The organism is Bacillus sp. CIS52, assembly GCF_053545315.1.
Window position 1 is genome coordinate 338,836 of the sequence record NZ_JBIUFR010000002.1, and the last position, 21,506, is coordinate 360,341.

A 21,506-nucleotide genomic window follows, 5' to 3' on the forward strand; every position below is an offset into this window, starting at 1 on the left:
ATGAAACTGGCAGTCATCGGAGCAATGGAAGAAGAAGTTACGATTTTAAGAAGCAAACTGAAAGACGCAAAACAAGAAATGATCGCTCACTGTGAGTTTACGACGGGCAGCTATGAAGGCGTCGAAGTTATCTTGCTGAAATCAGGCATCGGAAAAGTCAACGCGGCGATCAGCACGACGCTTCTGCTTGACCGTTTCAAACCTGATTATGTGATTAACACAGGCTCAGCGGGCGGATTTCATCATACATTGAATGTAGGCGACGTCGTCATCTCAACAGATGTCCGCCATCATGACGTGGACGTGACGGCGTTTGACTATGAATACGGACAGGTGCCGGGTCTTCCGGCAGCATACAAGGCTGATGAAAAGCTGATCAGCATTACCGAGGAAGCGGTTTCTGAACTGAACGGCATTCAAGTCGCAAAAGGCACAATCGCTACTGGAGATTCTTTTATGAATGATCCGAAGCGGGTTGAAGACGTACGCGCCAAGTTTGCGGATTTGTACGCGGTTGAGATGGAAGCTGCAGCTGTCGCACAGGTGTGCCACCAGTTCAAAACGCCTTTTGTTGTCATCAGAGCTCTATCTGATATTGCCGGAAAAGAATCTGACGTTTCATTTGATAAATTTTTAGAACAGGCAGCCGTTCATTCAACTGAGCTTGTCCTGAATGTCATCAAACGAATTCACTAAGCGGGGGCTTCTCGTTCTCCTCCGCTTTCAGGGGGAGGACACCATATTGAACGTGATAACAGATATTACAGAACTGATCGGACATACACCGCTGCTCCGTCTCAAGCATTTTGATATACCAGAGGGAACAGCGGTTTATGCTAAGCTTGAGATGATGAATCCGGGCGGCAGCATTAAAGACAGGCTGGGCGAGATGCTCATTGAAGATGCGCTTCACACGGGCAAGGTGAAACCGGGCGGCGTTATCATTGAAGCGACAGCCGGGAACACCGGAATCGGACTCGCTCTGTGCGCCAGAAAGCACCGGATTCACGCCGTTTTTTGCGTCCCGGAGCATTTCAGCAGAGAAAAGCAGCAGATTATGAAAGCGCTCGGAGCGGACATTGTGCATACGCCGAGAGAAGAAGGCATGCAGGGAGCCATCCGAAAAGCGCTTGAGCTGGAGAGAGAGATTAATAATTCTTATGCCGTTCTGCAATTTAAAAACCGAGTAAATCCATTGACTTACTATAAAACACTCGGTCCCGAAATTTGGAACGCGCTCGGCGGCAATATCCACACCTTTGTCGCCGGAGCGGGTTCCGGCGGGACCTTTGCCGGCACGGCAGCTTATCTAAAAGAAAAAAATCCTGCCGTCAAAACGGTGATCGTTGAACCGGAAGGCTCCATCCTGAACGGCGGAGAACCGCATGCCCATAAAACGGAAGGCATCGGTATGGAGTTTATCCCGGATTATATGGACGAGAGCCATTTTGACGCCATTTACACGGTGGAAGACGATAAGGCATTTTCGTTTGTCAGAGAAGCGGCCGAGAAAGAAGGCCTTTTAATCGGAAGCTCATCAGGGGCGGCTCTATATGCGGCGCTGGAAGAAGCGAAAAAAGCGCCCGCCGGCTCAAATATCGTCACCATTTTCCCAGATGGCAGCGATCGTTATATAAGCAAAAACATTTTCCAAGGAGGTCAGTAAGATGAAGAAAAAAACGCTGATGGTGCACGGAGGAATTACGGGAGATGAAAAGACCGGAGCGGTTTCCGTACCGATTTATCAAGTAAGCACGTACCAGCAGCCGAAAGCGGGCGAGCACACGGGCTATGAATATTCAAGAACGGCCAATCCGACGCGGACGGCTCTTGAAAGTTTAATTACGGAGCTTGAAGGCGGCGCGGCGGGATATGCATTCGGTTCTGGTATGGCTGCGATTACAGCCGTCATGATGCTGTTTGACAGCGGCGATCATGTTATTTTGACGGATGATGTATACGGCGGCACTTACCGGGTGATGACAGGTGTGCTGAACCGCTTCGGCATTGAAGCGGACTTTGTTGATACGAGCAGCAAAGAAAAAGTCCAAAAAGCCATCCGTCCGAATACGAAAGCGATTTATATCGAAACGCCGACAAACCCGCTTTTGAAAGTGACTGACCTCAAACTGATGTCTGACATCGCAAAAGAAGCGGGCGTATTGCTTATCGTCGATAATACGTTTTACACGCCGTATTTCCAGCAGCCGCTCAGCTTCGGCGCTGACATCGTGCTGCACAGCGCGACAAAATATCTCGGCGGCCACAGCGATGTCGTCGGCGGATTAGTCGTGACGGCTGATAAAGAGCTCGGTGAAAAGCTTCATTACGTGCAAAACTCAACAGGCGGCGTTTTAGGACCGCAGGATTCATGGCTTTTAATGAGAGGCATTAAAACACTGGGACTCAGAATGGATGCCATCAATCACAGCGCCGGAAAAATCGCCGAGCTGCTTGAAGCGCATGATGCCGTTCAGACGCTCTACTATCCGGGATCAGCGAAACACCCGGGCCATGAGCTGACAAAAGCGCAAAGCTCCGGTTTCGGCGGAATGATTTCCTTTGATATCGGCAGCAGCGAACGCGTCGACGCATTTTTAGAAAAATTGAACCTGTTTACGATCGCGGAAAGCTTAGGAGCGGTTGAAAGCTTAATCTCCGTGCCGTCCAGAATGACGCATGCTTCAATCCCGCGCGACCGCCGGCTTGCACTTGGCATAACAGACGGGCTCGTCCGGATCTCAGTCGGTATTGAGGATACTGAGGATTTAACGGCGGATGTGAAACAGGCGCTTGATTCACTTTTATAAAGATTGGATAGATTTACATTCTCTGTCGGCTGCCAGCTTATATTATAATGTTGTTAGACTATAAAACTGGCAGGTGACCTTATATGGAGAACAAAAGACTGAAATCATTAATAGAAGATTTTAAGCATTACGCATTTATTCTGCTTGCAGTCAGCACCTTCATTTATATCGGCGCGGTTCTTCCCGGACAAGGGCTGACTTCGGGCCAGAAAATGCTGATGTTTGTAACGGATTGTGTATTTTTAGCGGGCGCTTATTTCTGCGTGGACCGTTCACTTATTTATAAAAAGAGGCTGGAAGAGGCCGATGAATAAAAAAAAGCCATTGTCTTTTGACAATGGCTTTTTCGTTGCTTACTCAGACGGCGTTTCTCGTAATTCTTTTCCCATTCCTTTTAAAAACTGCAGACCGAAGCCGAGCGCGCGGTTAATATCGGGATCACCGGCGGCTTTCATCAGTTCAAACATACTGACTTTCCGGTCTTCTTTTAAAAAGCTTTGCGCCTGATCCGTTCCGGCCATGACGCTTTCTAAAAGTTTGCCCATAAATTCAGGATCAGCTTTTGACAGCGCGCCTCCCGCTGCCATCATCGTATTCAGGAGATTTGTGACAGGTTCCCGGGAAATCTGTCCGAGCGCGATTTTGGCAATTTCCTCTTTCGCCTGGAGCATATAGCCGGCGGCATCAAAAATGCCCAAGCCATTCAGCTCCGCCATAATAGACATCGTTTTTGCGACGGCTTCTTCATTTTCTGCGAGAAGCGTCTTCAGCTCTTCCAGCTTTTCTGCTTTCAGCTGTTCCTCCGTTTTCGTTTCTTTTTGAATTTCAGTAATTGGGCTTGCCATAATGCTTCCTCCTTTCCTTAATCAGTTAAGTGCACATAGCCCGGACGGTTCCATTTTCGCTGAGCTTCCACACCATTTTGCGGATGACGTTTTTTGTTCCGCGGATTCGTTTTCGGAAGCGGCGGAGTATCACAGGAACCGAGCACTTCCATGCGGACTTTTGTCTGCTTATAGGCAGGCGTATGTGTCCGTGAATCATACGCTGGTCCGGTCAGGAAATTAATCGCCGAATCTTTATCTGTAGAGTTCATCGGCAGATAAAGCTCATTTGCGCGGACGCGGTCTGTTACAAGCGCGTTCAATTTAACCGCTCCAAAAGGAGAGACGAGGCGGATCATTGTTCCGTCGCAAATTCCGCGTTCAGCCGCGAGCTCCGGCGATACTTCAACAAATACGCCCGGCACTTTAGACTGAATGCCTTTCGATTTGTTAGTCATATTTCCTTCGTGGAAATGTTCAAGCATCCGCCCGTTATTAATGTGCAAGTCATATTCTTCAGGGAATACGGCAGGCTCCACCCAATCGCTAAGGGCAAAACGGGCTTTTTTGTCAGGGAAGTTAAAGCCGTCTTCATATAGAAGCGGAGTGCTTTCTCCCGTAAAGCTTCCCCACAGGAAGCTGTTCCAGCCGGTAAGTACGTCATAGCTAGCTTTTCCGAACAGCGGAGAAAGGCTCGCCATTTCTGAGAAAATATCGCTTGGATGCGTGTAATTCCAATCAGCGCCTAAACGATTGGCGACTTGCTGAATAATCCACCAGTCCGGTTTTGCATCACCAAGCGTCGGAAGCGCCTGATACAATCTTTGCACACGCCGCTCTGTGTTTGTAAATGTTCCGTCTTTTTCAAGAGAAGGAACCGCAGGCAGGATGACATCCGCGTATTGCGCCGTTCTTGAAAGGAAAATATCCTGCACAACAAAGAAATCAAGGCTGGATAAAATGTCATGAACATGGTTGGCGTTTGAATCGACGAGCGCCATGTCTTCACCGACAAGATACATCGCCTTCATCTTTCCTTCTTCAATCGCATGGAGCATTTCAATATTATCAAGACCCGGCTTGCCGTCAATCTCGACACCGTAAGCTTTTTCGAATTTAGCGCGGGCTGCATCATCGGTAATATGCTGATATCCCGGAAGCCAGCCCGGGAGAGTTCCCATATCGCAAGCGCCTTGAACGTTGTTATGTCCCCGCAGCGGATAAGCTCCGGCACCCGGGCGGCGGTAGTTCCCTGTGGCTAGCAGCAGATTGGAAATCGCCGCTGAGGTATCAGAGCCGCCTGTATTTTGAGTAACGCCCATGCCCCAAAGAATACAAGTGCCATCTGCATCACGAATCATTTCGGCAATGCGGATGATCGTATCTTGAGAAAGTCCGGTGATGCGCTCCGCATATTCTAATGTATACTTTTTCAGCGTTTCTTTATAATCTTCAAAGTAGTTGACATTCTCATCAATAAACGCTTGATCGTGCCAGCCCTGGTCAATCATATATTTCGTCACTGCCATGAGCCATACTTGGTCAGTCCCTTGTTTCGGACTGATAAAGAGGTCGGACCGTTCAGCCATTTCATTTCTGCGCAGATCGGCAACAATTAATTTTTGTCCGTACAGCTTATGCGCGCGTTTCACGCGTGTGGCCAGAACGGGATGTCCTTCCGCCGGATTGGCGCCGACGATGAGCACGAGGCCCGCTTTTGCGATATCTTTAATTGTGCCGGCGTCTCCGCCCATACCGACGGTGCGGAATAAGCCGTCCGTTGCCGGTGACTGGCAGTAGCGTGAGCAGTTATCCACGTTGTTGGTTTCAAATACTTGGCGCGCTAATTTTTGGATGACGTAGTTGTCTTCATTTGTAATTTTAGAAGAAGAAATAAAACCGACAGAACCGCTGCCGTGCTCGGCCTTGATCGAACCGAGTCTTGAAGCGACAAGGTCAAGGGCTTCTTCCCATGACGATTCAACAAATGCGCCGTTTTTCCGGATGAGCGGTTTTGTAATCCGTTCTTCCGAATTCACGAAGTCCCAGCCGAATTTCCCTTTGACACAAGTGGAAATCGCATTAACCGGAGCATCGGAAACAGGCTGAATTTTCAGGATGTCACGTCCTTTTGTCCATACTTCAAAAGAGCAGCCGACACCGCAGAACGTGCAGACTGTTTTTGTTTTTTTCGTCCGTTTATCGCGCATAGCCGCTTCCACTTCTGACACGGCGAAGATGCTTGTATAGTCGGGTTCCACATTTTTGACTAAATCAATCATCGGCTCCATGACATCTTCTTTGATGCCGGTCATAAATCCGGCCTGGCCAAGCATTGATTTTTCCATCAGTGCGTTACAAGGGCAGACAGTGACACACTGGCCGCAGCTGACACAGGAAGATTCATTAATGGCGACGCCTTCGTCCCAAATGACCCGCGGGCGGTCGCGCTCCCAATCAATGGAAAGGGTCTCATTAACCTGAAGGTTTTGGCACACTTCCACACATTGGCCGCAGGCGATACATTGATTCGGATCATAGCGGTAAAACGGGTGAGACATATCCACCGCGCACTTTGAATCGTCTTTCGGTGTATACGGATATTTCTGGTGCTCAATTCCCATCATTTCCGCTGTATTATGCAGCGTGCAGTTTCCGTTGTTGTTATCGCATACTGTACAGTAAAGCAGATGATTTTCGAGCAGGCGGTCCATGGCCTCTGTCTGAGCTTCTTTTACCCTTCCCGACGTAAGCGAGATTGACATTCCGTTTTCTGCTGCAGTGGAACAAGAGCGCTGCAATTTTCCGTTTACTTCAACAATACAGGTGTCGCATGTTTGAATCGGATCCACTTCCGGTACATGGCATATTTGCGGAATCTCAATTCCGTTTTGATTTAAAATATCTAAAATTTTAGTCCCCTCTGGTGCTTCATACTCCGTGCCGTCGATTGTGACACGGATAGACTGAACGTCTGTCACTTCCAATTCCCCTCCATCTTTTAAAATCGAAAAAAGCCATGCACATAGATACCGGCCTCCTGTGCAGAGATCGGTATAAATACGCATGGCGGAATAGTTCACTAGCAAGTCTTACTAACAGACCAATCCTATCTGTATAAAACGATAGACTCATAACACGTTTCCTATTACGAATCCATCTTCACTGCTTTTATTATAAGGTGATATTTATTATAATACAATACGAAAGGAAAACTTTAACCAGGTGAAATGCTGCAAAGGGGAACCGGGAATGTCTTTCATCGGCTGAAATCGGAGGGGACAATATGTCTAAAAAAATTCATGAATTTAACGATATTATCCGGAAATTGCGCAAAGAATTATTTGGAAAAGGGCCGGAACGAATTCACACCGTTTTTGTGGATAACATGGCGGTATCTACGCTTTACGGCAATTTAAGCGCAAGTGAGCAGTTTATCGCACGCACCCCTGAAGGAAGGGAAATGGTTCACGCCGCGCGGACCAGCTTAATTCAGGAGCTGTATTCCAAACAAACGCCTGAAGGAATGGAAGAGCTTATCGGGGCAAAGCTCGTGCATCTGTTTTCAGACATCAAGATCGAAGAGAATATTGCGGTGTCTGTATTTGTATTTGACCGAACAATTGAAGAGCGCCGTGAAGAAATCAAAAGCTGAAAAAAATTCAATTGACACGAAATTGTCACATTTGATATGATATGAACTGCCAGCAGTGGCTTAAGGACGATTTTTTATGGAATGTGTGCATGAGCTGTACATGTTCTATAGCTAACATTTTCATTCTGCTTGATATTGTTGTATGGGTATGCATACAAGTTAGGCAGCATTCAAACCCGTTTCAGACGGGCTGTTTGAATGCTGCCTTTTTTATTAAGTTCCTTTTGAAAACTGCCGGATGAATTGATAATGGAGGGGTTTAATGATGGCTTTTCGTAAACCGGACGAAATAGCGGAGCTTGCGGTCGAATCAGGGGTAAAAAAGGTGCAATCACCGCTTTCAGCACTGATCGTATTAGGATTTTTAGGAGGAGCGTTTATCGCACTCGGTTATTTGCTTGATATCCGTGTCATCGGAGATCTTCCGAAAGAATGGGGCAGCCTGTCAAGTTTAATCGGCGCGGCCGTGTTTCCCGTCGGACTGGTGCTTGTCGTTCTTGCCGGCGCGGAGCTGATTACGGGAAATATGATGTCAGTATCCATGGCGCTGTTTTCCAGAAGAATATCCGCCGGTTCTTTAGTGAAAAATTGGATGATCGTGACGTTAATGAATCTTGTCGGCGCGCTGTTTGTCGCTTACTTTTTCGGACATGTTGTCGGATTAACTGAAACGGGGCCGTATTTGGAAAAAACGATTGCGGTCGCACAAGGCAAATTGGATATGCCGTTTGGAAAAGTCATTGTGTCGGCGATCGGCTGCAACTGGCTTGTCTGTTTAGCCGTCTGGCTTTCTTTCGGGGCAGAAGACGGAGCCGGTAAAATCGCGGGTATATGGTTTCCGATTATGGCGTTTGTCGCAATCGGTTTTCAGCACGTTGTCGCCAATATGTTTATCATCCCGGCTGCGATTTTTGCAGGCTCTTTTTCATGGGGGGATCTGATTCTTAATCTCATTCCGGCTTTTATCGGGAATGTGATCGGCGGCGCAGTGTTTGTCGGCCTTATTTATTTTATTGCATATTCAAAAAAGGAACAGAATAAACAAGGGATGAAAAGAGTTTCCTGAGGTAAGAAAGATGCCGGAAAACATGGACAATTGAAGCGGAATTCCAGCACAATTTCCGTCCAAATCTTGAAAATAATGTTTACAAATTGGAAGACGGTGGATATACTTACAAAGTAAGAAAAAAAGCAAAGGGAGGTTGAGTCAAATGACAACGTTAAACGGCAAGCCAAACCGAAAATTGAATCGATTCAGCCTGTGGAAGAGTTCGTGTCCTTCCTTAACCTCTGCCTGTTAAGCACGTTAATTTCGGAGTATTAGGACATTCGCAGCTCCCCGCAGGGAAAGAAGCACCGGCTTCTTTTGTCTGCGGATTTTGTCTGCCCGCAGCACATATGAAGTTGGCTGCGGGTTATTTTCGCTTGTGCGGATATTGAAAGGGGGTGAGCGATAATGACCATTAATCTCTTCTTTTTGACACTGACCATTTCAAAGCGTTTTAAAAGTGCTGAAGAATATGAACGAGAACAGCAGGTCGAAGAGTTTTACAATGAAGCGAAAGAACGCCAGATGAAACATTTTTATATGAACTGAGTGAACAAAAAGAGCCAAAATGGGGAAGAAGGAGGAGATCATCATGTTCAGAATTGAACTGCTGAATCATTACACAATGGAGAAGGACCAGGTTTAGCTGGAATTTTGCTGTCACCGCGCAGACGGCCTGCATACCATGGTAAAGAAAGATAAATCGGTAAGCGGGTGATAGCATGCAGAGCGGACAGAACAAAATTCCATCTATCGGACACGGGTATGCGTCAATGCCCCATTCATTTAAACACGGCTACGGCAACCCGTATCGCCGTCAGAGAATGGCGGCGCTTTCCCGGCAGACAAGATATATAACACCGTATTATTGGTATTAGAGCAGGCGGAAAACCTACGTTTTCCGTCTTTTTTTTTATGAAAACTGATATAAATTTCAATGAAATCGAAACATTTATGAAGAGAAGTGCGTCTAATTAGCACCTCGTACTAATAGGAGGTAATATTATTTCTGAATAATAAATCACAGAAATAGAAAAGCGGGTGTTATACAATGTTGCAACATACATCTTCAGCATTAAAACGAATGCGCGCGAAATACTTTGCTACATCAGAACCGGCACAACCAGTCATTCGGCAAATTATGATGGATATACAGGAATACGACCGCATTCTGGAAATCGGAACCGGAAACGGCTCAATGTTTAAACAAATCATCGGACAGCTTGAAAAGGGCAGTCTTAAAAGTATAGAAACATCAAAACGTAAAATACGGAAAACACAGCGCGCAAACCGTTCGGCCATAAAGGCCGGACTCGGAAACATTCAGCATGGGCGGCCTGAAAGCATTCCGTTCGACGACCGCAGCTTTCATAAAGTCTTCTCGTTACATACTGCTGAAACGGTCAGCGATTACCGGACAGCATGTAAAGAAGTGTACCGCGTGCTTCAAATTGACGGGTCTTTTTATATGATTTTGAAGCCTTCACGAATGAGCGAAAATGATGTAATTCAGGTGCTGCGTGATCAGCATTTCAGAGACATTTCAGTTGTCAGCAGAGATTCATTCCATTTTATTACTGCCATTAAATAGAATATTTCTTGGGAAATAAAAGAGCTGCTTAAGTCATGGCAGCTCTTTTTTATAATTTGGGCATATTTCCTTATTTTTGGCTATTTCACACATGTTTTATATTAAAAAAAGTTTTTTTCTTATACAATAATGATCAGTTGACCGTACATTAAAAATTTTGAACAAACGGAATGAATATTCATTCCGTATTTAAAAGGGGGATTAGATGACAGCTTCAAACAAAGTTGAACTCATTATGAAAGCGTCGCTTACTTTGTTTACAGAGAGAGGATTTGACGCAACGACGATCCCGATGATTGCCGCTCAGGCGGATGTCGGAACCGGAACAATTTACCGTTACTTTGACAGTAAAGAAACGCTTGTTAATGTGCTGTATCAGGAAAGTGCGCAGCGTTTTATGAAAAAAGTCAAAACTGATTTTTCGAAAATATCTGTAAGAGAAGGGTTCCATCACCTTTTTTATTGCCTGATTGATTTTACAAAGGAAAGCGAGTATGCATTGTTTTTTCTTGAAACGAATAAGGACGCCTACTTTCTGAATGAAACGAGCCGTAAGCTTCTTGATGAAATCACACAGATGCTTGACGTCTTTTTTCAGCGCGGCAAGTCTGAAGGCGTGCTCCGGAATCTGCCGTCCGATGTGCTGATGGCGATTTTGCTGGGGGCATATCTCAAACTCTATCAGCTTGTCCGGACGGGAAGCGTTGAAATCACAAAACCGTTTCTGAAAGAATTGGAGCAATGTTCTTGGGACGCCATCCGAACTCATTAATTATTCGCCGAAGGAAGGAAGATCGATATGAAACAGCTAAACGCTATACCGCAGCCGAAAACATACGGACCACTGAAAAACCTCCCTCACTTGGAAAAAGAAAAACTTTCACAATCGCTTTGGAAAATTGCCGAAGAATACGGCCCGATCTTTCGTTTTGAATTTCCGAGCTCTGTCGGGGTTTTTGTATCAGGCCGTGAACTTGCGGCAGAAGTCTGTGATGAAAAGCGATTTGACAAAAACCTCAGCAAAGCCTTGCTCAAAGTCCGTGAATTTGGCGGTGACGGATTATTTACGAGCTGGACAAACGAAAAGAATTGGCAGAAAGCGCATCGGATTTTACTGCCGAGTTTCAGCCAGAAAGCAATGAAAGGCTATCACTCAATGATGCTTGATATTGCCATGCAGCTCGTGCAGAAGTGGAGCAGATTAAATCCGAACGAAGAAATTGACGTCGCTGAAGATATGACGCGCCTGACGCTGGATACAATCGGTCTGTGCGGATTTCATTACCGCTTTAACAGCTTTTACCGCGATACACAGCACCCTTTTATCACGAGCATGCTTCGTGCGCTGCAGGAGGCAATGCGCCAATCACAAAGACACAGTCTGCAGGACAAGCTGATGATCAAAACGAGGCATCAGTTCCAGCAGGATATTGAAGTGATGAATGAACTCGTAGACCGGATTATTGCTGAGCGGAGGGAAAATCCGGATGAGAATCTGTCTGACCTTTTATCATTGATGCTTGAAGCGAAAGATCCTGTAACGGGTGAAAGGCTGGATGATGAAAATATCCGCTATCAAATCATTACTTTTTTGATCGCTGGGCATGAAACCACAAGCGGACTGCTTTCATTCGCGATTTACTGCCTGCTGAAAAATAAAGATAAATTGGAAAAAGCCGTTGAGGAAGCCGAACGGGTGCTGACGGGAGAGACACCTGAATATAAGCAGATTCAGCAGCTGACATATATCCGCATGGTGTTAAACGAAACATTGCGGCTTTATCCGACTGCCCCGGCATTTTCCCTGTACGCGAAGGAAGATACCGTTCTCGGCGGAAAATATCCGATTGAGAAAGGACAGCCGGTGACGATTCTGACTCCGCAGCTGCACCGGGATAAAAGCGCGTGGGGAGAAGATGCCGAGTTATTCCGCCCGGAAAGGTTCAGTGATCCCGCGGCAATTCCGGCCGATGCGTATAAGCCGTTCGGAAACGGACAGCGCGCATGCATCGGGATGCAGTTTGCTCTTCAGGAAGCGACAATGGTGCTCGGGCTTGTCCTTAAACACTTTGAACTGATTGATCACACGGATTATGAGCTTACGATTAAAGAAGCTTTAACCATTAAGCCCGGTGATTTTAAAATCCGTGTGAAAAACAAGGACGTGTCCAATCAGCAGCCCGCACAGAACCATAAAGCTGAAGACAGCGGTCACAAAGAAGAAACGGAAGAAATACCGTCACACGGAACTCCGCTTCTCATTCTTTACGGATCAAATTTAGGAACTGCGGAAGGAATCGCGGAAGAGCTGGCTGACATCGGCAGAAGCAAAGGTTTTTCAACTGAAACCGGCCCGCTCGATGATTATGCCGGGAAATTGCCTGTAAAAGGCGCTGTCGTTATTGTTACGGCTTCTTACAACGGAGCGCCGCCTGATAATGCGGCGGGTTTTGTGAAATGGATGGAAACCCTTGAAGACCAGGAATTAAAGGGTGTTTCTTACGCTGTCTTTGGCTGCGGAGACCGCAACTGGGCCGCCACTTACCAGAGGATCCCACGCCTTATAGACAAAGTCCTTGAAGAAAAAGGGGCAGCACGGCTGACCTCTCTCGGAGAGGGCGACAATGCCGATGATTTTGAATACAGTCAGGAAGCTTGGGAAGACTCATTCTGGCAGGACATCATCAAGGCTTTTCATATAGAAGCCGCTCCAAAACAGCAGAATAAATCACAGTTATCAATAGAATACGTAAGTGAAGCAGCTGAAACGCCGATTGCCAAAACGTATAAAGCATTTGAGGCGGAAGTGATTACAAACAAAGAGCTTCATACCGAAAGCAGCAAGCGCTCAGTCCGGCATATTGAGCTGCGTCTTCCGGAAACAGAAACTTATCAGGAAGGAGACCATCTTGGGGTGCTTCCGCAAAACAGCGGGAAACTGATCAGCCGTGTTATTCGCCGGTTCGGTCTTGATCCGAATCAGCCCTTTAAGATCAAGGGGCGGCAGTTGCCTCATCTCCCAATGGACCGGGCAGTTAATGCGCCGGAGATTTTGGCGTCATATGTAGAGCTGCAGGAACCGGCAACGAGAGCCCAGCTTCGCGAACTCGCGGCTCATACCGTATGCCCGCCGCACCAAAAAGAATTGGAGCATCTTTATTCTGATGACGCGGCATATAAAGAAAACGTGCTGAAAAAACGAATGACCATGCTGGATCTGCTGGAAGAATATCCGGCTTGTGAACTGCCGTTTGCACGCTTTTTAGAACTTCTGCCGTCATTGAAGGCGCGCTATTATTCAATCTCAAGCTCACCGAAGGCAAAAAGCGGAGAGCTCAGTATCACAGTCGGGGTTGTGACGGCTCCGGCGTGGAGCGGCCGTGGAGAATACCGGGGCGTGGCTTCGAACTATTTAGCCGGATTACAGAATGGCGATCATGCCGTATGTTTCATCCGCTCACCGCAGTCCGGTTTTTCACTGCCTGAAAATACGAAAACACCTCTCATTATGGTCGGGGCGGGCACCGGAATTGCGCCGTTCAGGGGCTTTATCCAGGCGCGGGCTGCCGAAAAAATGTCCGGTCACAGCCTGGGCGAAGCTCATTTATACTTCGGCTGCAGGCACCCTGAAGAAGACGATCTGTACAAAGATGAATTCGACCAGGCGGAGAAAAACGGTCTTGTGACCGTGCATCGGGCGTATTCCAGGTTAGATCAGGATTGTAAAGTATATGTACAGGATGTCCTGCTTCGCGAGGCTGCACAGATTATTGCGCTTCTTGACCAAGGCGGCCATCTCTATATATGTGGTGACGGAAGCAAAATGGCTCCGGCTGTGGAAAACGTACTGCTTCAGGCGTATGAAAATGTGCATAACACTGATTCAAAAGTTTCCTTGAATTGGCTTGAACAGCTGCAAGCGGAAGGAAGATATGCGAAAGATGTTTGGACAGGTGTGTAACAGAAGCGTGAGGCAAATGAAGAATGTTATTTAATTGAAGAAAGCCGGCACGATATTTGAAATCTACTGAATCAAAAGGAATAGTTATAGGGAGTATCGTGCCGGCCTTATTTTTATTATCGGACAAAAGACACAAACCTTTAATATTTTTATTGATTTATATGCAGGTGGCTATGTTTTCTTTTTTTGAATTCCGCCATAAATAAAATCGGATAAGACAATACCAGCAAAGCCGAAATAAAAGAAATGATGCCGATCCAATGAAAATGCGTCCAAAAGAAACCGCCGCAAGACCCAGCCGCACTTGAACCGATATAATATGCAAGCAGATATAATGAAGAAGCTTGCGCGCGATGATCACCGGCTGCCCGGCCGACCCAGGCGCTTGCGATTGAATGTGCGCCGAAGAAGCCGAAGGTAAACACGGCAATGCCTGCAATTTTAAGGGCAAGCTGAGGCAAAAGTGTCACCGCTGCACCGGTCAGCATAATCAAAATCGCAAGCTTAATCATTTTTGAGCTTCCGAAAAGGTCCGCTTTTTTCCCCATATAGACAGAGCTGAACGTTCCCGCGAGATAGACGATAAAAATAAAGCCGATCACAGTCTGCGACAAATGATAAGGAGCAGCCATTAGATGAAAACCGATATAGTTATATAAAGTGACAAAACTCCCCATTAATATAAACCCCAGAGAAATTAATAAAAGCAGCCGCTTGCGGTGTATGACCGCTCCATATTCTTTAAATGCCGCTTTTACGCCGGCATGCCGCTGAAATGAGTGGCGCGGAGCCGGAAGAAAACGCCAAAACAAATAGCTTAATATTATAGAAAGAATACCGATGATGGCAAGCGCCGGCCGCCAGCCGAATAAATCGGTCAGAAGCCCAGTTAACAGCCTCCCGCTCATTCCCCCGATGCTTGTGCCGCTGATATACAGGCCCATCATTTTCCCGAGGCCCTTCGGATCAAACTCCTCGCCTACATATGTCATAGCGACAGCCGGAACGCCTGCCAGAAAAATACCGAGCAGACCTCTCATCGCCAAAAGCGCCGGAAAAGCCGGACTGAACGCTGTTAATAGACCTAAAACAGAAGTGGCGGTTAACGACAGCACCATCAATTTTTTTCTCCCGATTCCGTCAGATAACGAAGCGGCTGCCAATAATGAAAATGCCAAAACGGCTGTTGAGATGGATAAAGTTAAGCTGGCGGCCGCAGCGGAAATATGAAACTCTTCCGAAAACAAAGGCAAAAGCGGCTGTGTTGTGTAAAGCGTGGCAAATGTCACAAATCCGCTGATAAACAGAGCCAAGCTGGCCTTTCTGTACGCCTTTGTATGAGGCTGAATAAACGTCATGAATGTCCCTCTTTTCTCACTGTTGCTTATATATGTATCGTACGCTTTTCATTTCAATGTGTCTAATTTATAATAACTATGGAATTAATGCGTATAGGTTATGAAGGAAGGAGAGAAGCCGAAAATGAACCTTCATCATCAAATTGACAGCTTCATTGCAGCGGCTAAAATAGATCATATAAAACAGAAAGAAATACAGGTAACGGAGGAGCGTCATGGCGAAAAAAACAGTTAAAACAAATGCCGTCCGTATCATTGAACAGCAAAACATTTCCTATGAGCTATTAAGTTACAAAACAGATGGGGGACAGCCTGCAGACGGCCTTTCCGTTTCGGAGAAAATCGGATATCCCGCCGAAAATGTCTATAAAACGCTAGTAACATCGGCAGGAACAGAGCGTTATTACGTTTTTGTTGTTCCCGTTGCAAAGGAACTGAATCTGAAAAAGGCTGCAAAGGCAGCAGGTGAGAAGAAAATAGAAATGATTGCCATGAAGGACCTTTTGAGAATCACCGGCTATATGCGCGGAGGCTGTTCTCCGATCGGCATGAAAAAATGGTTTCCGACTTTTATTGATAAATCCGCCGAAACACTGGAGTTTATGATTGTCAGTGCGGGGAAAATCGGATTGCAGGTGAAATTAGCGCCTCAAGATTTAGCCGCAGTAAGCCGGGCATCCTTTACAGACATTGTATAAATGTCCAATGAATCGAACGAAATACACGTTTCAAGGGAGAATGATATGAGAAAAAGATACGAAAACTTGAATGGCGTGAAGAATGAACATGGATTCAGGGACATGTGGAAATGGATGAAGGAACGAAGAGAGAAAAGTAAAGACTTAAGCGAGAACATTCCGAAAGCGGCCGGCAGGGATGTTCATGGTGTTGCCGTCAATCGGACAAAAACGGCCATTACATGGATCGGCCATTCTTCATTTCTGATCCAAATACAAGGGCTTAACATGATCACCGACCCTGTATGGGCGCGGCGGATGGGCTTTCAAAAAAGGCTGACAGATCCCGGATACGAATTGAGCGAACTGCCTGAGATTGATGCCGTGCTCATTTCACACGGGCATTATGACCATCTTGATTTTCCGAGTATAAAAAAACTGAGAGGAAATCCGGATTTTTACGTGCCTGCAGGACTGAAAAAGCTGTTCATCAAAAAAGGCTGCAAAAAGGTATTTGAAATGAATTGGTGGGATCGTTTTGAGATGCGGGGAGTGAACATATCATTTGTGCCTGCCCAGCACTGGACACGGAGAACGCTTTGGGATACCGATACCTCTCACTGGGGAGGCTGGGTCATAGAAAGCGAAAACGGTGAATCCATCTATTTTGCAGGAGATACAGGCTATTTTGAAGGCTTCAAAGAAATCGGAGAAAGGTTTCATATTAAGGCGGCTCTGATGCCGATAGGCGCGTACGAACCGGAATGGTTTATGAAAGTGTCACATATCAATCCGGAAGATGCCGTGAAAGCGTTTTTGGAGCTGAAGGCTGACAGCTTCATTCCCATGCATTACGGGGCATTCCGGCTTGCTGATGATACAGGCCCGGAAGCATTAAGCAGACTGCACAGCGAATGGGACCGACTTGCATTACCTCGGGAAAAACTGAAAGCATTAGCGCTCGGAGAAACATTTTGGCTGTAACGGCTGGCCTTTTCAGAATAGAAGAAGCCAATTCCGGGACGAAAAACCGCTGTTCGGCTGTTTAAAGTTTCTGGTTCAGCCTAAGCTGTTTAACATATCGATTTTCCTGCCCCCCAGTTCTCTTGCTGGGGGTATTTTGCATGAGTGTTTATTCTCTCAGCTTGTATACTTCCCGTGCCATGGATTCAAGTATGTACATGGCGGGGATTTGGGTGGTGATATTCGCATTTTCAACCCATTCTTCCGTCACGTAATATGAAAGGTTTACATCGGACATTTTGGCGATGGTCGAGTGTTTATGGTTTGTAATACTGATGACCCGGCTGCCTTCTTGTTTCAGCTGATTCAGATGAGTGACCGTAGAGTGGCCTTCACCTGAAACCGACAGAGCGATTGTTATGCTGTTTTGGCGGAAATGGGAATGGACCGGAAAGTAAGGATCTTTAATGTACATGGAGAGTTTCCCTAAGCATGAAAAATATCTGGCCCCGTATTCGGCAAGAATTCCCGAACTTCCCACTCCGATAAAAATGACGCTTTCTGCATCGGCCGCAAGGGCTGCGGCTTTCTTCAGCTTTTCTTCCATCCCCCTGCTCATTGTCCTCTCAAAAAATTCGGCAACGGAATGATGGGGACTTTTTACATTTGTTTTTTTATTTGCCTCCGCATGCATTTTCAGCTTGACCTTAAATTCCGAAAACCCTTCACAGTTTATTTTTTTGCAGAAACGTAAAATAGAAGCCGTAGATACATGGGTTTCATCTGCCAGCTCACGGATCCGCATATAGACGACTTTCTCGCTGTTTTGAGAGATGTAGTTGTATAAAGAAGTTTCAAGCTCGTTAAATGAAGCAATCATTTCGTGTGTGAACATGCAGGGGGATTCTCCTTTTCATGAGAATGGTGAATGTACATCTAATCGTAACATATCATTTTATAAGAAACATAGCGTTATATGTACGTGACAAATCACTTATTGTGTCATTCAGAACAAGACGTCACCCGATGATTTACGGGACGAATAAACTGCGGATATAATTCGTTCATACGCTATTCGAATCAATTCTTCAAGGGTCTGAAAAAAGGAGGACAATATGGGTGTTAAGCTGATAGCCGTTGATATGGACGGGACGTTTCTGAATGATGAAATGGCATATAACAAAGAGCGTTTTATGAATCAGTATCGTGAATTAAAAGCGCGGGGAATTAAATTTGCCGTAGCAAGCGGCAATCAATATGCCCAGCTGAAATCTTTCTTTCCGGAAATCGAAAGTGAAATCGCTTTCGTTGCTGAGAATGGCGCCTTCGTCGTGAATGCCGGAGAAGAATTATTCGCGGGTAAAATGTCTGAAGATACAATTCAAGCGGTATTCGATGCTTTAGAGCGGTATGATGTGAAAAACGTCATTGTCTGCGGAAAAAAAAGCGCGTATATTCATGAAAATGCCGGTGAAGATGAATATCTGCATGCCGGTAAGTATTATCATGTGTTAAAAAGGGTGCCGCATTTTGAAAACATTGATGATGACATTTTAAAATTTTCCATCAGTTTCCCCGCCGAACATTGTTCCGCACTTCTGAGCCATTTGAAAAACGACATCGGATCTTTCGTGACGCCTGTATCAAGCGGGCACGGTGACATAGATCTGATTATACCGGGGCTTCATAAAGCAAGCGGGATGAAGCTTCTCCAGAAACAATGGGGGATAAATGATGAAGAATGCGCGGCCTTCGGAGACAGCGGGAATGATTTGGAGATGGTGTCCGCCGTGAAATACGGAGTCGCCATGGACAATGCGCATGAAAGCATTAAACAGGCTGCCTCGCATATCACGCAATCCAACAATGAAGAAGGGGTCTTAAACGCGATTGATGCCATTCTCAAAGATGAAAAACCGTTTGTCTGAAAAAGACGTTTTAACTGCGGAGGTGCTGAACGATGATTAAATTAGTGATTACGGATTTAGACGGCACATTTTTAAATAATCAAGGCGATTTTGACCGAACATTATTTGAAGAGACTAAACGAGTAATGGCGGAACAGCATGTCGCTTTCGCCCTCTGTACCGGAAAGCAGTGTGAAAGGGTGGAGGCTTTATTCGGAGAAGATGCTAAGGATTTTTGGATTTTAGGAGACAGTGCCACACGTATGAAAAAAAACGGCAAATTCATATATGAATCTTTGATCAGCAATGAAGCGGGACTATCAATTATAAAGGTTTTGGAAAAAATCAGCTGCGGGCACAGCATTATTGCCTGCACAAAAAAAGGCGCGATGGTGAAAGAGAACCTGTCTGAAAGTGAAATGAAATTCGTGAATGCCTCTTATGCTCATGTAACGAAAATAGCTGATTTCACTGAGATAAAAGACGATTTTATCAAGATTACGGTTCATGCCCCCGACGCCAACTGCCAGGAAACGAGAGAAAAGCTGCATGAATTTTTTCATCAATTATATATCGTAGCATCAGAAGACACCTGGATGGACATATCAAATATCGGAATACACAAAGGAACAACCGTACAGGAACTGCAGCGATTGTTAGGGGTTTCGCCCGATGAAACAATGGCATTCGGAGACGGACGCAATGACAAAGAATTGATGGAAGCGGCATCCTACAGCTTTGCGGTCAAAAACGCCATTGACGAAATAAAAGATGCGGCGCATTTTGTCATTAAATCAAATGAGGAAAGCGGCGTCATGCATACGATTATGAGAATATTAGCGCTGCAGGAACAGAACATGAAGACATCACATGGGTAAATCGCGTGTGCTGAAGTCGGTGCGCAAGGACTTACTAGGGGACGAAAAAAAGCAGACTATCCGAAGGCTGCTTTTTTTCTGCAATTACTTCCTCTTTAATACACTCCCGATATTTTAAAAATAAATAAATATCTATATATGATTGAGTATATTGGTGTAATATGTAATAAATGGAATGGAACGTAATAATGAGGAGGTGTTTGTATGAGTCCGCTGTTGAGTCCTGCGTATATCATTCTCATCTTTCTTCCAGCGGCTTCTTTTCTGTTGGGGATTTTAGGATATTTCATCTTCAAAAAAGTATGGATGATGGTTGGTATTGTTTTTATTTTGTCCTTGATATTTATGTTTATTGTAATAGGTGCCGAGCCGACATTTTTCATTTGGGTGGCTATGATGACGGGGAGCTGTTTTATCTCCGGTTCAATCACTAAGACGATATGGACTTTTGTAACGCGAAACAATTAGATAGAAGAATCCTGTTTGAACAGCTATCCTTTTTGCCGATTGAAGAAAAGGAAGTATAGAGTGATCTGTTATGTTCTTATATTTTGTCTGTTATTGTATTGTCTGTCTATCGTTTTGTTCTTTTTTAACTAAACGGAGCACTATAATTGAACTGCAGATACATAGAAACACAAAAAAGGATAAGGAGGATTTTTATGTTTCAAACCTTAGACCATTTTTTGAAATCTTGGGAGTTCGAAGCCGATGCGACACAGAAACTATTAAATACTCTGACTGATAAATCACTAAAACAAGAAATCACTTCACAGAACTGGACTTTAGGCCGTATTGCTTGGCATACTGTTGCTGCTATTCGCATCATCATATTAAACACAGATTTAACGTTTCGCGCCCCAGCTGAAGATTATCCTGTTCCCTCTTCGGCCCAGTTGATAGCTGACGGCTATCATCAAGCAAGCAATGCGTTCGTGCAGGCGTTAAAAACGCAATGGACTGACGATACACTTGAAGAACGTATCAACTTTATGGGTCAGCAGCTGCCCAATGGTTCACTTTTACTGTTTTTAATTCAACATCAAAGTCATCACCGGGGACAAATGACCGTTCTTATGAGACAGGCGGGTTTACCTGTTCCGGGTATTTATGGCCCGGCAAAAGAGGAATGGACAAAGTTTGGGTTGGAAGCTCCGGAATAGGATGTTGTTGTAGGAGCTCGAATGAATAGATAATACCAATCAATGTTGGTATCTTTTTTGTTTTAGTCTTAGAGTTATTAAACCGGGACCATGAAATGCCACGAATCACAGTTAAAAAGACGTAAAGCAAGGTGAATAAATGCAGAAAGGTGATTATTATGATAACTAAAATAACTCGATTCAATATGAAAGACTTCAATAAACCAAACGAACCTTTCGTTGTTTCAGAGAGAATCCCTTCATTTGAAAAATGTGTGGACATATACAGAAGAGATATTTGCTGAACCTTATGTCAAAAAATATGACGATGAAGAAATTGATGTCAGTTATATTGAAGAAGAGAGTAAAGTTGTCTTCTTTTATTACGCAGAGAACCACTGTGTCAGCCGGAGTAAGCTTCGTTCTACTTGGAATGGATACGCCCTGATTGAAGACATTGACGTTGCAAATAGAAAAAATGGTGTCGGGACGGCTTTATTACATAAAGCGATTGAGTGGACAAAGGAGAATCATTTATGCGGTCTCATGCTTGAAACACAAGATATTAACGTTTCAGCTTGTCATTTTTATGCTAAAAATAACTTTGTCATAGGAGCGGCCGATACAATGCGTTATTGCAATTTTTCAACAGCAAATGAAATTGCGGTTTTTTGGTACTGTAAATTTTAAAA

At 45.2% G+C, this 21,506-nt stretch carries 21 protein-coding genes and 1 pseudogene; 18 read left to right on the forward strand and 4 right to left on the reverse strand.

The genetic code is table 11. The features are described from left to right. From mtnN to ACH32G_RS11605, 4 genes are all read left to right on the forward strand, one after another. A complete protein-coding gene (gene mtnN / locus ACH32G_RS11590; protein WP_003152774.1) occupies positions 1–696 on the forward strand; it encodes a 5'-methylthioadenosine/S-adenosylhomocysteine nucleosidase in 696 nt (231 codons plus the stop codon). A gap of 46 nt (positions 697–742) precedes the next feature. After that, a complete protein-coding gene (locus ACH32G_RS11595; RefSeq protein WP_047475566.1) occupies positions 743–1,666 on the forward strand; it encodes an O-acetylserine dependent cystathionine beta-synthase in 924 nt (307 codons plus the stop codon). Position 1,667: 1 nt separating this feature from the next. Beyond that, on the forward strand, positions 1,668–2,810 hold the full coding sequence (locus ACH32G_RS11600; protein ID WP_060964681.1) for a bifunctional cystathionine gamma-lyase/homocysteine desulfhydrase: 1,143 nt from the start codon (positions 1,668–1,670) through the stop codon (positions 2,808–2,810). A gap of 83 nt (positions 2,811–2,893) precedes the next feature. After that, positions 2,894–3,124, forward strand: a complete 231-nt coding sequence (locus tag ACH32G_RS11605) for a YrhC family protein (protein ID WP_166706103.1) — start codon at positions 2,894–2,896, stop codon at positions 3,122–3,124. Positions 3,125–3,163: 39 nt separating this feature from the next. Here ACH32G_RS11605 and ACH32G_RS11610 read toward each other — a convergent pair whose 3' ends face one another. Continuing rightward, positions 3,164–3,655: a DUF1641 domain-containing protein gene (locus tag ACH32G_RS11610; RefSeq protein WP_049627081.1), complete on the reverse strand. Its 492-nt coding sequence runs from the start codon at positions 3,653–3,655 to the stop codon at positions 3,164–3,166. Between the two features lie 17 nt (positions 3,656–3,672). Continuing rightward, complete coding sequence (gene fdhF, locus ACH32G_RS11615; RefSeq protein ID WP_448814377.1) at positions 3,673–6,615, reverse strand: formate dehydrogenase subunit alpha; 2,943 nt, start codon at positions 6,613–6,615, stop codon at positions 3,673–3,675. Between the two features lie 305 nt (positions 6,616–6,920). Between fdhF and ACH32G_RS11620 the strand changes: the two genes are divergently transcribed. The 7 genes from ACH32G_RS11620 (at position 6,921) to ACH32G_RS11650 (ending at position 13,889) form a co-directional block, all read left to right on the forward strand. Beyond that, positions 6,921–7,289 (forward strand): DUF2294 domain-containing protein, encoded by a 369-nt coding sequence (locus ACH32G_RS11620; protein WP_016938847.1) that lies wholly within the window; start codon positions 6,921–6,923, stop codon positions 7,287–7,289. Positions 7,290–7,554: 265 nt separating this feature from the next. After that, positions 7,555–8,355: a formate/nitrite transporter family protein gene (locus ACH32G_RS11625; RefSeq protein ID WP_029575364.1), complete on the forward strand. Its 801-nt coding sequence runs from the start codon at positions 7,555–7,557 to the stop codon at positions 8,353–8,355. A 390-nt stretch (positions 8,356–8,745) separates the two neighbouring features. Then, complete coding sequence (locus ACH32G_RS11630; protein ID WP_016938849.1) at positions 8,746–8,886, forward strand: YrzI family small protein; 141 nt, start codon at positions 8,746–8,748, stop codon at positions 8,884–8,886. A gap of 173 nt (positions 8,887–9,059) precedes the next feature. After that, on the forward strand, positions 9,060–9,215 hold the full coding sequence (locus ACH32G_RS11635; RefSeq protein ID WP_162829238.1) for a hypothetical protein: 156 nt from the start codon (positions 9,060–9,062) through the stop codon (positions 9,213–9,215). A 173-nt stretch (positions 9,216–9,388) separates the two neighbouring features. Further along, complete coding sequence (locus ACH32G_RS11640; protein ID WP_064777721.1) at positions 9,389–9,928, forward strand: class I SAM-dependent methyltransferase; 540 nt, start codon at positions 9,389–9,391, stop codon at positions 9,926–9,928. Between the two features lie 205 nt (positions 9,929–10,133). Further along, positions 10,134–10,700 (forward strand): TetR/AcrR family transcriptional regulator, encoded by a 567-nt coding sequence (locus ACH32G_RS11645; protein WP_016938851.1) that lies wholly within the window; start codon positions 10,134–10,136, stop codon positions 10,698–10,700. Positions 10,701–10,727: 27 nt separating this feature from the next. After that, positions 10,728–13,889: a bifunctional cytochrome P450/NADPH--P450 reductase gene (locus tag ACH32G_RS11650; protein WP_448814378.1), complete on the forward strand. Its 3,162-nt coding sequence runs from the start codon at positions 10,728–10,730 to the stop codon at positions 13,887–13,889. A 149-nt stretch (positions 13,890–14,038) separates the two neighbouring features. On the opposite strand, the gene ACH32G_RS11655 is transcribed toward ACH32G_RS11650, so the two are convergent. Then, the gene (locus tag ACH32G_RS11655) at positions 14,039–15,247 is read right to left on the reverse strand and encodes an MFS transporter (protein ID WP_448814379.1); all 1,209 of its coding nucleotides are present in this window, start codon (positions 15,245–15,247) and stop codon (positions 14,039–14,041) included. 215 nt (positions 15,248–15,462) lie between these two features. On the opposite strand from ACH32G_RS11655, the gene ybaK reads away from it, so the two are divergent. Then, a complete protein-coding gene (ybaK, locus tag ACH32G_RS11660) occupies positions 15,463–15,945 on the forward strand; it encodes a Cys-tRNA(Pro) deacylase (protein ID WP_049627077.1) in 483 nt (160 codons plus the stop codon). 45 nt (positions 15,946–15,990) lie between these two features. Beyond that, positions 15,991–16,908: an MBL fold metallo-hydrolase gene (locus tag ACH32G_RS11665; protein WP_188154586.1), complete on the forward strand. Its 918-nt coding sequence runs from the start codon at positions 15,991–15,993 to the stop codon at positions 16,906–16,908. Between the two features lie 148 nt (positions 16,909–17,056). Here the strand turns inward: ACH32G_RS11665 and ACH32G_RS11670 are convergent, their stop codons facing one another. Further along, positions 17,057–17,782: a MurR/RpiR family transcriptional regulator gene (locus ACH32G_RS11670; RefSeq protein ID WP_095241576.1), complete on the reverse strand. Its 726-nt coding sequence runs from the start codon at positions 17,780–17,782 to the stop codon at positions 17,057–17,059. 220 nt (positions 17,783–18,002) lie between these two features. Here ACH32G_RS11670 and ACH32G_RS11675 point away from each other — a divergent pair, with 220 nt between their 5' ends. From ACH32G_RS11675 to ACH32G_RS11695, 5 genes and pseudogenes are all read left to right on the forward strand, one after another. Then, the gene (locus tag ACH32G_RS11675; protein ID WP_188154585.1) at positions 18,003–18,815 is read left to right on the forward strand and encodes a Cof-type HAD-IIB family hydrolase; all 813 of its coding nucleotides are present in this window, start codon (positions 18,003–18,005) and stop codon (positions 18,813–18,815) included. A gap of 32 nt (positions 18,816–18,847) precedes the next feature. Continuing rightward, positions 18,848–19,672 carry a Cof-type HAD-IIB family hydrolase gene (locus ACH32G_RS11680; RefSeq protein WP_448814380.1) on the forward strand — a complete coding sequence of 275 codons (825 nt, stop codon included), beginning with the start codon at positions 18,848–18,850 and terminating at the stop codon, positions 19,670–19,672. A 204-nt stretch (positions 19,673–19,876) separates the two neighbouring features. Beyond that, positions 19,877–20,140, forward strand: a complete 264-nt coding sequence (locus ACH32G_RS11685; RefSeq protein WP_241768846.1) for a DUF2651 family protein — start codon at positions 19,877–19,879, stop codon at positions 20,138–20,140. 194 nt (positions 20,141–20,334) lie between these two features. After that, on the forward strand, positions 20,335–20,835 hold the full coding sequence (locus ACH32G_RS11690; RefSeq protein ID WP_448814381.1) for a DinB family protein: 501 nt from the start codon (positions 20,335–20,337) through the stop codon (positions 20,833–20,835). 158 nt (positions 20,836–20,993) lie between these two features. Further along, positions 20,994–21,504: pseudogene (locus ACH32G_RS11695) on the forward strand (GNAT family N-acetyltransferase). Positions 21,505–21,506 lie beyond the last annotated feature (2 nt).